This window comes from Acinetobacter sp. CIP 64.2, from assembly GCF_000369645.1.
Classification (GTDB): Bacteria; Pseudomonadota; Gammaproteobacteria; order Pseudomonadales; family Moraxellaceae; genus Acinetobacter.
This window is the reverse complement of the sequence record NZ_KB850121.1, coordinates 148502-162176: the sequence shown is the minus strand read 5'-3', so window position 1 is coordinate 162176 and position 13675 is coordinate 148502. Positions and strand designations below refer to the sequence as shown.

Sequence of the window (13675 nt, the reverse complement as noted above, 5' to 3'; positions counted from 1 at the left end):
CCGCATTGGAAAAATTGTAGAAAAGAACGGAAAATGACTGCCTGAAAAGCAGGATTAATTTGGCATTAGCAGTTAAATTCAAGGAAAGGATGGACAAGCCCCGTTTAGATGAACAACGCCTATGCTTACTATCTGATTTATGTTCACGAGTACAAGATAGATTGTAGAACGCTTTAGATGACGATATCTAAGAAGATAGTATTTTGCTCAGCTGCGATCAGATTGAAGCTAATATTTCTAAAAGTAGTGAAGCCAGTTTTTGTATATTTTGGCTCTGTCAATAGTTGAATTTCAAGGCTGAAACGACTTTTAGGTGACTGGACTAAGATGTTCGATTTCTACTCAGTCCAGAGGTTTTTAGATTTAAACAAGCAATGGGGGGGTACTAGGTTTAAATCATTTACAGCTAAGCTAGCCTAGCTATTATGAGAGAGGTCACAAGTAATGCTATAGTCAGGAAATTTGATTATGTGTTTAGTTGTTATATATTTATTGATGGATTTATCTCGTTTTGCTCTAGATGTAGGGCTTTAACTACAGTATTAAAATTTCAATCTTACAAAAAAATCCAATATATTGGGCATCAATTGAAGTCTCATTAAATCATACTTCGTGTATCTAGATACTGTAAATGGATCATGAGGCAAAAAAGAGAAAAGCGAAGCGAAGCAGACTCTTTTATATATTTAATTTTGGTATGAGGTTTCTCCAATGAGCAATTTGGGTTTATGGTTAACGACTTTAATAATAGCTGCAATATCAATGACTTTTGCTGTATTAGGAGTATTGAGTTATTCGGGTGCATTATTGTTGGTGATGTTCATAACCTTTTCTATGCTTATGGTACAGCAGTTAAAGTGGAACTTCTAAATCAATCTGTCTAAATAATTAAGTCGATTGCTTGTTGTCTGGTACCAAGATGATTTAAACAATGTTAATTTTTTGGTGCTAAATTAGTCTAATTAAATAAAAAAATTAAATGACATACTTGAATTATACATATTGTTATAGAAATGACTCAAAATTTTTATTTATAAAATGATGCTATTCCGATGTTTAGCAACTCAGAGATGAAGCCTGAAAAATTATAAAAACATTTGATTTATATTCACTTTTAATTCTATTTTCTTATCCGACAATGCCTGTCAGAAGGTCAAGCAAAGTGTGTTGGTGTATGGCTTTTAGCTGATACTGAAGTAGTAAAAGAAATACAATTATGAAATGAACGGTGTAGTAAAATTAGCATCGTAATCCACTGGTTTTTTTATATAAATTTATACTTTGAAAAAATTTATCATATAAATATTAAAGGAAAGATATGCAGAACGCATTGATTGTAGATGATCATCCTGTCGCACGCTTGGCTGTCCGAATGCTTTTGGAAAAAGAAGGGATAACCGTGCTTGCAGAAACTGGTGATGGTTTGGATGCAGTTTCTTTAATTAAGCAGTTTAAGCCTGATTTAGTTGTAATCGATATAGATATGCCTTCTTTGAATGGGATTGAGGTTGTTCAGCGATTACGTAAAAATGGTTATCAAGGCGGCATGCTAATGCTGAGTGGCAAAGATGAAGAGCATTACATCAAACGCTGTGCCAGTGCTGGAGCTGATGGATTTATTAGCAAGAAAAACCAACTTATTGAACTTCACGACGCAATTCGTGCCCTACGAGGAGGGTACGGTTATTTTCCCCGTACGCTGGCACGTCTGCAAGTCGCTGATACGATGAGTGAGGCCGATATTGAAAAGAAAAAAATTGCTGAACTCTCAACCAAGGAGTTACAAGTACTCCTTTATTTAGCCAAAGGCGAAAAAGTGGTTGATATCGGAGTACTCATGCATATCAGTGATAAAACAGTGAGTACCTATAAGAGCCGAATGATGCAAAAGCTTGAGCTGAAAAATATGATGGAGCTGTATGACTTTGCTCAACGGCATCATTTGGAGTAAGCGATTGTATGCGAAAACTGGGGATACTCTTTAATTTAGTCTTCTGCCTTTTATTGAGTGTTGTACACGCAGAGTCTCCTCAATTGATGAAAGTTTTCAGTCGTGAAGCACCGATCCAACTTGAGTTTGAATTGGCGGATAAGGACTGGCGTTGGCTTGGGAAAAAACAAGAGATAAAAGTAGCTGTCTATGATCCTAAAAACCCCCCTTTCGCGCTGTTATTAGAACCCGATATTTTTGAAGGAATTGCTGCTGATTATACGTTATTAATTGCGCATTCTTTAGGTGTGCGTGTTCAGGTTTTACGCTATCAAGATCGAGATGCTGCGATTAATGGATTGAATCAGGGGCAGGTCGATATGTTGATTGACTATGCCAATGATATTACGGATGAAACTGATTTTAAGGCGAGTATTCCTTTTACACCTGATGCGATTGCACTGGTTGGCCGAGAGGAAGTTCTAACACAGAATTTAAAAAAACCTCAGAATATACGCATTGCTTTGCTGGATGATTCTCTGTCTGATGAATGGGTCGCAAAATATTATCCTCAAGCAAAGATAGTCCGCTATAACTCACCTGCAACAGCATTATCTTCTGTGGCATTTGGAAATAACGACTATTTTATTGGTAGCTTTGCAACAGTGAGTTATTTGGTCGAACGCAATTACGATAATTTGTTATCGGTTGCTAAAATTTTATCCACGGAAGAAATCGGGCCACATTTTTTATTTCGAACTGATGAGAAGGTTTTACCACATACCGTAAATACAGTATTGGCGGCTATTCCGCCAGCACAGCGAAAAGCGATTTCACATCAATGGAGTTCAGGCTCCGATTTATGGCAGTTCCAATCACGCTTGACATTCACCGAACGGGAACAACGCTGGTTAGATCAGAATCGGGAAGTACGCGTCGTTATTAATCCACTCTATGCACCGTTTACCATGCTGGATTCAAATGGACAGTTTTATGGAATCAGTGCGGATGTGCTACGTTTGATTCACTTACGCACAGGATTACATTTTAAGGCGGTTGAAGCCGATAATGTCGCAGAGATGTTTCAGAAAGTACGCCAAAATGAAGCCGATCTGATTGCTGCGATGAGTTACAGTGATGAGCGAGATAAATACCTTATCTTTACTCGCCCTTACATTCAGCCTCCTTTTGTCCTGATTGTCAAAAATAGTACGACAGCGCCCAAGGGATTATCGGAAGTTAAGAGTTTGGCAATCACGCCAGGCAATTCTTTGTGGGAATGGATAAAAACAGAATATCCGCATATTAAATTGGTAAAAGCAGAGAATGCTAGTTTAGCAATGCAGTGGGTTAAAGAAAAAAAAGTAGATGGTGCCGTACATAATTTGATTGGCGCCAATTATATGATTGATAGTTATTTTCGTCATGAACTCAAGATTGCTACTCGAATAGGGGATAACCTTTCACATATAGCTTTTGCTGTACAACGAGATGAACCAGAACTTTATAGTATTCTCAACAAGGCCTTAGCGGATATTTCCCCTCGAGATATTTCGATGATTGCATATAAATGGCAAGGGACATCTGCGGTTAAATTGAATACTTGGACCGTATATCGTCGGGAGTTTTACTGGCTTGCGGGCATCTTTATTGCTTTGGTTCTGATTTCGTTGAGTTGGAATTACTACTTACGACAAAAAATGAGTAAGCGTAAAAAAGCACAATTGAAGTTAAAGGAACAGATGGAGTTTAGAGAAACATTATTTAATAGTATGTTAGTACCAGTTTATGTGGTTGATCGGGAGGGAAATATTCTAAGCAATAATCAGGCTTGGGAGGATTTTTTTAAGTTAGACAAGAAGTATTTAGACAAATTGGCACTGACTTCATCTTTACACCCGCTTTCCATCGTATATTCAACTTTAAAAGAGATGCTCAATGATCCACATGGATCACCGCTATTAAGACATCGTTATATTATTAAGAATGGTGATGAGATGTGTGTAATCATCCATCAGGCAGTTCCATACATCGGGATAAATGGAGAAATTGTTGGGTTTATTTGTAGTTGGCAGGATATTACCGAACATGAAGCACTGTTACTGGAACTGTCCTCTGCACGAGAAAGGGCAGAACAAGCAAGCCGGGCAAAAAGTACTTTTTTGGCCACCATGAGTCATGAGATCCGTACGCCAATTAGTGCCATTATTGGTTTACTTGAACTCACGGTGACAAATAAAACATTTACTAAAAACGACATGGAAGCAGTACAGGTTGCCTATGAGTCGGCAAAATCACTTATGGATTTAATCGGTGAAATTTTGGATATGGCTAAAATTGAGTCTGGAGAACTTGAATTAGCGCCAAAATGGACTGATTTTGATGAATTAGTACAGCCTATAGTTCGCGTATTTGAAGGATTAGCACGGCAAAAGAATCTCACCTTATACAGTCATATTGATGCTCGGCATCCAGACGAAATATTTATTGATCCGATGCGTTTGCATCAGGTGCTTTCTAATTTAATTAGCAATGCGATCAAATTTACAGAGCAAGGCTCGATTGAAATCGGACTGAAATGCTTGCGTAAGAAAAATCAACATATGATTTTGGAGCTGGTCGTCTCTGATACTGGTATAGGGATTGCAGAAGAAGATCAAGGACAAATATTCACGCCTTACAAACAATCTGATGCTGGGAAAATGCAAGTTGGTACAGGGCTGGGATTGGCGATATGTATGCAACTGGTCAAAATGATGGGGGGCGTAATTACCTTACGTAGTGAGCAAGGTAAAGGAACCCATATTACAGTGCATCTTCCTGTTGAACATCGCCAATTTCAGCCTGTATCGGTTGAGAGTGTTACGACGGTTGCAGAGCGTATGCAACCATTGAGTATTCTTGCTGTAGATGATCATCCTGCTAATCGATTATTGCTCAAATCTCAACTTACACGCTTAGGGCATTTTGTGATGGAAGCTGAGAATGGAGAGCAAGCCTTAAAGCTTTGGCGTAAACACGATTTTGATTTGGTGATTACTGATTGTAATATGCCAGTTATGGATGGAATTACCTTAACACAGTTATTGCGTCAGGAAGTAACCAGACCTGTGACCATCTTTGGACTCACCGCAAATGCGCAAGCTGAAGAGCGAGCACGCTATTTGGCTGCAGGTATGGATGATTGTCTGTTTAAACCCTTGCAACTGGCACAATTAGAAACACTTTTAAATAAAGTATTTCGACGTGTGGTTGCAAATAAATCCGTACAGAAGCAATTAGCGGATCTGGTTGATTTAGATGCTTTACGTCATTTAGTGAATGATAATAACGAGCTGTTGCGGCAGTTATTGCTGACAACACGCAATGAAAATATGAAAGATATACAACAAGCTCGTTTACTCATTGAGAAGCAAGATAATGTGGGCCTAGCCCGATGTTTGCATCGTATGGCAGGGGCAGCACAAATTTTAGGTGCAGCAGATATTGAACGAGATTGTCGTGAACTGGAAAGTTATGCTGAAAATACGGCAGATTTTGAATTGCTTGGTCAAAGATCTAATCAAGTGTTAGAGCTTGTTATGCAGCTTAATCATGCAATAGATGGTTTTCTTACTAATGAAAAAATAGATTAATAACTGATTTAAATGTTGGTTCAGCTGTGTGCCTGAATCGATTCACCCGATGCGTGTATGAGAAGCCAATAGAAATCCTATTTAATGATAGGTGAGCAACATAACGGCTAGATTGTTCTCTTCGTCAAGATATTTTAGTTGTGAATCGGATAAAACCTTAGACTCAGATACAGTATGGTCTGTTCTTGAACAATCTAACAGTATTTTATGATTTATTTGTAAAACCTGACATTGAGATTCCTCGATAATTGCACCATGAAAATAAATTTCTCCTGTAGAGCTAGCAAAGATATATGAAGTCATTAAAAAATATAATATTAAGCTAAGAGCGAGTGCTATTCTGGGCATGATCAGACTTCCAAATAAATATAAACAATGAGTCAATAACTCACTTGGTTATGGCTTTTAATTTTGGAGTGAATAGTATTAGAAATGTTATATTTTATTTATCGGAAGTAGATAATTAATTTGTCAGATTCAAGCTTTTATTTTGAATCCAAGCTGTAAATGTTTGTAGGGGATGGATGACAAATAAAATTATAAAAATAATAATTTAATTATTAATCAATATTGCAGGCTTGTAGTTATTCCCCTACATTGAAATCGTTGTTGTACTACATCTTTCATATCTCTCGACGATATCCATTTATTTGACTTATACATAAGACTTCCTTCATAAATCATTTTTCAATCAATTTAATTGTTTATCTTTCACCCAATCTAAATTGTATATGCCAGCAAGTAAATTAAACCGCAGGTTTAATCTTTTACGACGATTTCTATATACACAAGATAAAATCTTAAAACATTTCATCCTTCCAAATACATGCTCTACTTGAATTCGTCTACGACCAATCTCTTTATTTAACTTTTTTAATTCAGAATCTAGTTTTTCAGTTTTCTTTGCTTTAGATGGCATGAGGCATCCAAAACCCAATTTCTTTATCCCTAAATAACCCTTATCAACGATAAAAAAGGGCTTAAATTTTAATTTCCTCATGCTTTTTTTAAATATTTTAAAATCATGCATGCTTCCATGACTTCCACATACACTCAGTATTTCACCTGTTATATAGTGCATAGATAGCTGAAATTTAAAGGTATGTCGCTTTTTTTTACCGCTATACCATTTCTTCTGTTTTTTTTGGACGTTGAACTAATATTTCAGTGGCATCAATCACAACAACTTCCCAATCCACTTCATCTCGATTAGGAAGTTGTTTTGGCAAGTTGAATTTTCCAGAACGGATTAAGGTATCTTCAATAACACGTGTGATACGAATTGCACTCGTTTCAGATACACCGTAACTCATACCAAGATGGAAAAATGTTCGATATTCTCTCCAATATTCTATACATAAGAGCAAACGATCTTCCAACGGTAATTTATGCGGTCGTCCTTTACCAATATGACGAGGTAAATGCTTATTTAGCTCGGCCAACATGAGGTTAAATGTAGCCCAACTAACACCGGTAAGCCTACGAAACTTAACGTTTGATAATTTTTGAATATCTTTGAATTTCATCCAAGGATTATCTCTTGAATTAAATAATTTTGCTGATTAATTTAAGATCAAATAAATTGTACGTTTTTTGATTTATGACGGAAGTCTATAATATAACTCAAAGCAATGTGGAATAGACCTAATCTAAAATTGGGTCTATTACTTTGGGTCACACACATTAGCGCCGTTCAGAAATTCATAGTCTAAATTTCGAGATGCAATAATGGAAAAGTGGGTTTGTAAAGAATGTGGTTTATATCAAAAAGTAAACCCTAAAGTGATTAAGGCTGGACAGAAGGTTTATTTTTATAAAAATAAAAATTATATTAATCGTTATTTTGAAAAAGTTGAAATGAATATTGTGAGAGGTGTCGTTTTAAGTAAGCGTGGAAATCTTATTACGGTTTTAAGTGGTGGAGAGATATTTAAAGTACTAAATGTTGATGTCTATCTTGAATGTGCTCCCATGCATTTTATTTATAATATGTTTGGTACTTGTGAGTGTTGATTTGAATTGCCTTGAACAAAGTTAAAAATAAATTTAATTTATTCTTGCGATTAATTATTGCTCATAAACCTAAATGATTTTTTAAAAAGATTCCAGATGCTTGTAGATATTTTTTCTAATTTTAGTTTACACATATCAATTAAAATTTAAACAAGGTGTTTGAGTTCTTATATAGATGTGAGTTGATCTTTAGGTAAATCTGGGTGAATTAGATTCATTTATTTTAGTATTACAGGCGTCGACCATATCCGAATTCTGGCTGCAATGTTACGCCACTCTCATGTTGCACCGAAGACCAGCTTTGGTTCCTGTCATTGCAATTCAGACTAAGAGCAAAAATTCCCTTCATCTGCACCAAAATATTATTCGAAATCATTTGAATTGGTATTAAAAGCCTTTAATTTCAATAATTAAAGGCTTTTAGATTAGACTTTACAGATCCATCAGGATGTGTGACAAATACTGATACGGGGCATTGTGAGTACCATAAATAGAAACACTTTCTTTTCTATTCAAGATGAAAACATTGAGCTTATCGGACTTATATACAAGATCAAGCCACAGAAGGCAGAAGCAAAAATTACATACATGACTTTAACTTCAAAATGGAATAAGGCGATGAATGCTGCAATGGCAATCGATGCTACTTCATAGTTGAAGGGATGGTTGAATCCACTAGGCCATAAAACGTGATAACTGAAGAAAAGTGCGAGATTTAAAATTACACCCACTACCGCAGCAGTAATTGCTGTTAATGGTGCAGTAAATTTTAACTCGTTATGCGTTGTTTCAATCACTGGGGCGCCAGCTAGAATAAATATGAAAGAAAAAAGGAATGTAAACCAAGTCACAATGATGGCACCTAAAGCACCAGCTAAAAATGCATGATCACTTCCCAATAATGTATGATTAAAACCACCTAGGAATCCTACAAAGGCAACCACCATAATCAGTGGGCCAGGGGTACTTTCACCAAGTGCTAGGCCGTCGATCATTTGTGTTGGGCTCAACCAGCCATAAAAATCTACAGCACCTTGATACACATAAGGCAGTACCGCATAAGCCCCACCGAAGGTTAACAGCGCTGCTTTGGTAAAGAACCAAGCCATTTGTGTATAGGCATGATCCCATCCCAAGGTCAGAGTTAGACCTACAATTGGTGTAAACCATAAAGTTGCACCGATAAATAAGATTTTTCCTAAGTGCTTCCAACTAAACATGGCATGTTCTGGGGTTGGGGTATCATCATCAATGAATGCAGGACCATAATCCTTTTTACCTTGCTGATGAGAACCTCCACCCGTAAAAAAGTTTGGATACTTTTTACTTGCTAAGTATCCAATGATTGCAGCACTTAGAACAATTAAGGGGAAAGGGAGGTTAAAGAAAAAGATAGCAGCAAATGCAAGAGCAGCGATGGTCCATAAAAACTTATTCTTTAATGATCGGCTACCAATTCGATATGTTGCATGAAAGACAATTGCAACAACAGCAGGTTTGATTCCATAAAAGAGTCCAGCAATGATCGGCACATCACCAAACTTTACATAGACCCATGAGAGTGCGATTAGGATAAATAATGAGGGTAAAACGAATAAGACCCCTGCCACAATACCCCCTATAGTCCTGTGCATTAACCAACCGATATAGGTTGCTAATTGTTGTGCTTCAGGTCCTGGTAATAACATACAGTAGTTGAGCGCATGTAAAAAACGTTTTTCAGAGATCCAACGTTTTTGTTCAACCAGTTCTTGATGCATGACAGCAATTTGTCCTGCTGGCCCACCAAAACTAATGAATCCCAATTTAAGCCAGAATAAGAATGCTTGCCAAAATGAAACTGACTGTATCTCTTGTTCTGGTTGTATAACAAGTTCTTGTTTCATGATTATTCTCTTGCTAGGGTGGCATATAAACCATCGAAAATCTGATTCGATAATGCAAATAGCTGATCATCATCATTTATCTGACTTCGAATACCTTGAATAACTTTTTCAATACCGATCGCTTCAGGAGGCTCAATTCCCCCTACATCTAGGTAATGAACAATTTCAGCGAGTCTCTTTAATGCAGGTGTTTCTAAATTAAAACTGTGTAAAAGAACTTCGAAGGTTACCCAGTGATTGACGTGGCTAAAAGTTGCACCATCAAAATCGAATCCTAATGCTGCTTTTGGGCAGTCACTTGGGGTTTCTAACCAAATAAATGTTGCTGAGGTATCTATAAAAGTCTTGATTAGCCATGCAGAGGCTAGACGATCAATCCAAGGTTTTTTACGAGTTGCCCAAGTTCTGTTTTGATAACAATTTTTATCGAGCAGTTGGATATGAGCTTGTATTGCTTGAGGCTCATTTACTTCACCAAGACGAGCAATTGAAAGTTCTAAACAGGAAAGCTCCTTTAAAACCTGTGCTTGAGTTTCATCAGGGTAATAGTCAATTTCTATAAGTGCATCGATACTTTTTCTTAATTTACGGATTTGCTTGAGCAGCTCTTTCTTTTCATCTTTGGTCTGTCTATCCCTTAACTCAGAGAGTTGTTTATAGAGAGCGTCGTATTCTTCTTTTCGGCTGAACAAAGCAGCTAATTCAAGATTGGTAGGTTGCTCTGCATGAAAGATATAAGCCGTTCCTTGTTCTGAAATAACATCATTAGCAATAGGGTCGAGCTTTATACTATGGGAAACAGGAAGTAAATAGACACCATCTCTTAGAATCGCTGCGCCGCTTGCTTTGACAGATCGCCAGACTCTCATACGAGTGGTTGTATTCTGTGTAGGTAGTGAGGATATGAGTAAGGATATTTTCATGTAATATACTCAACTTATTTTGTTTAATATATTACACATAATAAATTAAGGTATATATACAAAGAATAGATTTCTAATTTTAAAAAATGATTAAGCCAAGTCAGTTCTTTATTAGGTGTTGTGAAAACAACACTGATTTAAAAAAATGATGAAATATAAACAATAACTTGATTTTGATTTTTAATAAGATATTGAAAATTATAAATAATTAATGTTGGCACAAAAGCTGCTCAATACAAGTGATATGAAATTGGAAATATCCTAAGGAATACCTATGTCACTTGTTATCGATAAAAAAGAAAATTCTAAAGAATTTGTAAAAAGCACTTTATCTGAAATCTGGGTCACTCGATGTCCAGTCCCAACGGCAACAGGCATCTCACTAAAACGTGGGACACTGATCGAAAAGTTTGAACAGCATGGTATTGATGTTGCTGTTTTACAAGATGCCCGAAAAGGCTTATCTGTTCATCATTTTGATCATCAACTACCCGCATTGTTTCGTGAAGGTGGAAATGTTCCAGCACTAGCTGCTCGTTCTGAAGGTGCGCCAAGTCGGCTCATTGGCTTGACATGGATTGATGAATGGCAAGTGATCATTGTTCGCCCTGATTCTGAAATTAGCAAACCAGAGCATTTAAAAAATGTAAAAGTTGCTTTACCTGAATATGCAGACAAACGGGCAGGTAGCATTTTTAGAGCGATGTCTTTACAGGGTATTCGAGGTGCTTTGCAACTTGCGAATTTAACCTTCCGTGATGTGGATTTTATTGAAGTCCCTGAACGAGCGGAATCGAATACACAACAACGTGATGCAAGTACCTATTGGTCTGGATTAGATGCATTAATCACTGGTGAAGTTGATGCTGTTTATGTAAAAGGCGCATCGGCTGTCGAAGCTGCGACGAAACGCGGTTTAAAAGTTGGGATCGATTTGGATCAATTTGAAGATGTGAGCTCTCGTGTAAACAATGGTACGCCTCGTCCAATTACCGTACATGAAGATTTGTTAAAAGATCACTTTGATGTCGTGGTTGATTTTCTGGAAGAGCTGTTTGATACCGCAGATTGGGCGCAAGATCATTTAGATGAAGTGCTGGTTATTCTTGAAGACGAAACGATTGCAGGTGCAGAGAGTGTCGCAACGGCCTACCGTAATAACTTTCATAAATCGTTACATCCATCATTAAGTGAAGAGCGCTTAGAGCTTCTAAGACAACAAAAAGATTTCCTTTGGTTACACGGTTTTCTCGAGCGCGATATCGATCTTGATACTTGGGTTGATCACCGTCCTTTGCTCGAAGTTTTAAAACGTCGCCAAAATAAACAATTTTAATAGGGTATTAATCATGACAACACTTATTCAAACCCCACTGTCTCCTGAACTTAATGATTTTATCGAATCGAACCGTGAAAAAGCTGAATTTGCTTTTGAAGTGTTCCGTGAAACAAGAACAATCACGGCAAATGGAACGGTTAATTTTGTTGAACGTGGACCTAATAATACCTTAGTCACTTTTAACTATGCAGGACCGTGGTCTAAAGATCAAAAAAGCAAAGTACTTGTGGAGACCATTGATGGTGAAGTTTTATTGGGAAGAAAAAATGCAGGCGGGCGCTATAACAAACTTTTTCGCGAGCATGCAGATGTCACCACAATATCTCATGTACACGCGCCGAATTTAGGGGCTTGGGCGCAAACCCATCGTACCTTACCGATTCGTTATGTGCCTGTTCAGCGCTTTCATTTATTTAAAGAACTACCAATTTATATTGATCGCCGTCAGGCAGAAGTCGATTTCATTTTAGATCAACTCAAAGTTGATATCGAACATCGAGCAATTTTAGAAGCCAACGGTGGTGCAACTGTATGGGGACGTCAGGGATTACAAGAAACGGCTGAATTTATCTTGTTGCTTGAGGAAGGTGCACAGATTCAGCTACTGGCTGAATTAGCTGGGGGAAGCCGTGAATACGGACAGGGTGTTTTACAGCAGCAGTGGCGAATGAGTGGTTTAACCGATAAAGCGAAGTCGCTTGGATTACTTCCACTTCATTAGAAATCTGATTCAAATATAAATATAGAGAATACTATGGCTGTAAAACTTTTATGGTATCTCACTGCTCCCGATGGGCCATATCCTTGGTTGGAATCTGGGCGGTGGGATACCGATTATGAACACTTGCAACAGATTGCGATTACTGCGGATCGACTTGGTTTTTACGGTTCACTTATGGGTAACAGCGAGTATGAAACACTTGCTGTTGCTGCAAGTTTAATTCCATTTACTGAACGGTTAAAGTTTCTGGTTGCCCAACATCCTGGAGAAGTCCAGCCAGCAGTATTGGCAAAATATGCGCAAACGTTTGATGCATTTTCTAAAGGGCGTTTGTTATTTAATGTCGTCAATGGAAATGATCAGGGTTTAGCCGCTTTAGGTATTCACTATACGCATGATAAGCGTTATGACTTTAGTAAAGAATACTGGACAGCATTTCAGCAAAACTATTTAGGTGATCGGTCTGGATTTGAGGGCGAATTTATTCAAATTGCCCCACGTCTAGAAGGTGGATCTCCTATGTCCAAATGGCGTGGTCCAACTCAAAAGCAGGGTGTTCCATTGTGGGGAGCTGGAACTTCTGCCAAAGGTGTTCAGCATTCTGTCGAGTTACTCGACGTGTACTTAAGTTTTGCAAATACCCCACCGTTGCTAGGAGAAAAGTTTGGCAAAGTTGCGGCTGAGGCTGCAAAAATTGGGCGCAGTTTAGAGTTTGGTACTCGATTACAAATTATTGTTCGGGAAACAGAAGAAGAGGCTTGGCAGTATGCTCAGTCGCTACTCGATAAGCTAGATGTCAATTATGCAATCGAAGCGGTTAAACGACAGCTTCCTCCTCATGAAACTTTTGAGAGTTATCAAAGCCCAAATCCGATCGTTCAAAGAAATCTGACATTGCTCCGCCATGGAGTATTACCTCGTGCTAAAGATTTTGAAATTTATCCTAATGTTTGGACTGGGCCATCTTTATTTGGTTTTGATATTTTAAACCCGGCAGCAGGTACTGCCTTGGTCGGCAGTGCTGAAAATATTGCTGAACGGATTAAAGAATACGAGAGCTATGGTGTATCTGCCTTTATCTTATCTGGTTTCCCTTTAATTGGAGAAGCTTATCGTGTAGCTGATTTATTGTTCCCGTTATTAGCGCTCGATCATGGTTTTGAGTTACCTAAGCTCAATAAAAATTCATCCATTGATTCTCTCTTGAATCAAGAAGTCGTCGTTTAAG

General features: G+C 37.7%; 9 protein-coding genes and 1 pseudogene. 6 read left to right on the top strand and 4 right to left on the bottom strand.

What is annotated here, in order from left to right; translation table 11 throughout:
* Window positions 1-1318 precede the first annotated feature (1318 nt).
* Together F895_RS15565 and F895_RS15570 are read left to right on the top strand one after the other, a co-directional pair.
* A complete protein-coding gene (locus F895_RS15565) occupies window positions 1319-1951 on the top strand; it encodes a response regulator (protein WP_005239140.1) in 633 nt (210 codons plus the stop codon).
* 8 nt (window positions 1952-1959) lie between these two features.
* On the top strand, window positions 1960-5565 hold the full coding sequence (locus F895_RS15570; protein WP_005239139.1) for a transporter substrate-binding domain-containing protein: 3606 nt from the start codon (window positions 1960-1962) through the stop codon (window positions 5563-5565).
* Window positions 5566-6256: 691 nt separating this feature from the next.
* Here the strand turns inward: F895_RS15570 and F895_RS19315 are convergent.
* Together F895_RS19315 and F895_RS15585 are read right to left on the bottom strand one after the other, a co-directional pair.
* Window positions 6257-6649 (bottom strand): annotated as a pseudogene (locus F895_RS19315) (transposase family protein); the annotation flags it as partial.
* A 37-nt stretch (window positions 6650-6686) separates the two neighbouring features.
* Complete coding sequence (locus F895_RS15585) at window positions 6687-7091, bottom strand: transposase family protein (RefSeq protein ID WP_000669095.1); 405 nt, start codon at window positions 7089-7091, stop codon at window positions 6687-6689.
* A gap of 202 nt (window positions 7092-7293) precedes the next feature.
* Here F895_RS15585 and F895_RS15590 point away from each other — a divergent pair, with 202 nt between their 5' ends.
* Window positions 7294-7578 carry a hypothetical protein gene (locus F895_RS15590; RefSeq protein WP_005239137.1) on the top strand — a complete coding sequence of 95 codons (285 nt, stop codon included), beginning with the start codon at window positions 7294-7296 and terminating at the stop codon, window positions 7576-7578.
* A 512-nt stretch (window positions 7579-8090) separates the two neighbouring features.
* Here F895_RS15590 and chrA read toward each other — a convergent pair.
* Window positions 8091-9464, bottom strand: coding sequence for a chromate efflux transporter (chrA, locus tag F895_RS15595; RefSeq protein WP_005239136.1), 1374 nt, complete (start codon window positions 9462-9464; stop codon window positions 8091-8093).
* Window positions 9465-9466: 2 nt separating this feature from the next.
* Entirely contained in the window at window positions 9467-10387 is a 921-nt protein-coding gene (locus F895_RS15600) for a chromate resistance protein ChrB domain-containing protein (protein ID WP_005239135.1), read from the bottom strand.
* Between the two features lie 274 nt (window positions 10388-10661).
* Here F895_RS15600 and F895_RS15605 point away from each other — a divergent pair, with 274 nt between their 5' ends.
* Genes F895_RS15605 through F895_RS15615 form a run of 3 tightly spaced genes read left to right on the top strand, consistent with a single transcriptional unit; the run spans window position 10662 to window position 13674 of the window.
* Window positions 10662-11723 (top strand): ABC transporter substrate-binding protein, encoded by a 1062-nt coding sequence (locus F895_RS15605; protein WP_005239134.1) that lies wholly within the window; start codon window positions 10662-10664, stop codon window positions 11721-11723.
* 13 nt (window positions 11724-11736) lie between these two features.
* The gene (locus tag F895_RS15610; protein WP_005239133.1) at window positions 11737-12447 is read left to right on the top strand and encodes a class II aldolase/adducin family protein; all 711 of its coding nucleotides are present in this window, start codon (window positions 11737-11739) and stop codon (window positions 12445-12447) included.
* A gap of 33 nt (window positions 12448-12480) precedes the next feature.
* The gene (locus tag F895_RS15615) at window positions 12481-13674 is read left to right on the top strand and encodes an LLM class flavin-dependent oxidoreductase (protein WP_005239132.1); all 1194 of its coding nucleotides are present in this window, start codon (window positions 12481-12483) and stop codon (window positions 13672-13674) included.
* The last annotated feature ends 1 nt before the right edge of the window (window position 13675 follow it).

Bases quoted from the DNA above. Each gene is read 5' to 3' on its own strand.
- F895_RS15565 (WP_005239140.1), top strand. From the start codon at position 1,319: ATGCAGAACGCATTGATTGTAGATGATCATCCTGTCGCACGCTTGGCT.
- F895_RS15570 (WP_005239139.1), top strand. From the start codon at position 1,960: ATGCGAAAACTGGGGATACTCTTTAATTTAGTCTTCTGCCTTTTATTG.
- F895_RS15585 (WP_000669095.1), bottom strand. From the start codon at position 7,091: ATGAAATTCAAAGATATTCAAAAATTATCAAACGTTAAGTTTCGTAGG.
- F895_RS15590 (WP_005239137.1), top strand. From the start codon at position 7,294: ATGGAAAAGTGGGTTTGTAAAGAATGTGGTTTATATCAAAAAGTAAAC.
- chrA (WP_005239136.1), bottom strand. From the start codon at position 9,464: ATGAAACAAGAACTTGTTATACAACCAGAACAAGAGATACAGTCAGTT.
- F895_RS15600 (WP_005239135.1), bottom strand. From the start codon at position 10,387: ATGAAAATATCCTTACTCATATCCTCACTACCTACACAGAATACAACC.
- F895_RS15605 (WP_005239134.1), top strand. From the start codon at position 10,662: ATGTCACTTGTTATCGATAAAAAAGAAAATTCTAAAGAATTTGTAAAA.
- F895_RS15610 (WP_005239133.1), top strand. From the start codon at position 11,737: ATGACAACACTTATTCAAACCCCACTGTCTCCTGAACTTAATGATTTT.
- F895_RS15615 (WP_005239132.1), top strand. From the start codon at position 12,481: ATGGCTGTAAAACTTTTATGGTATCTCACTGCTCCCGATGGGCCATAT.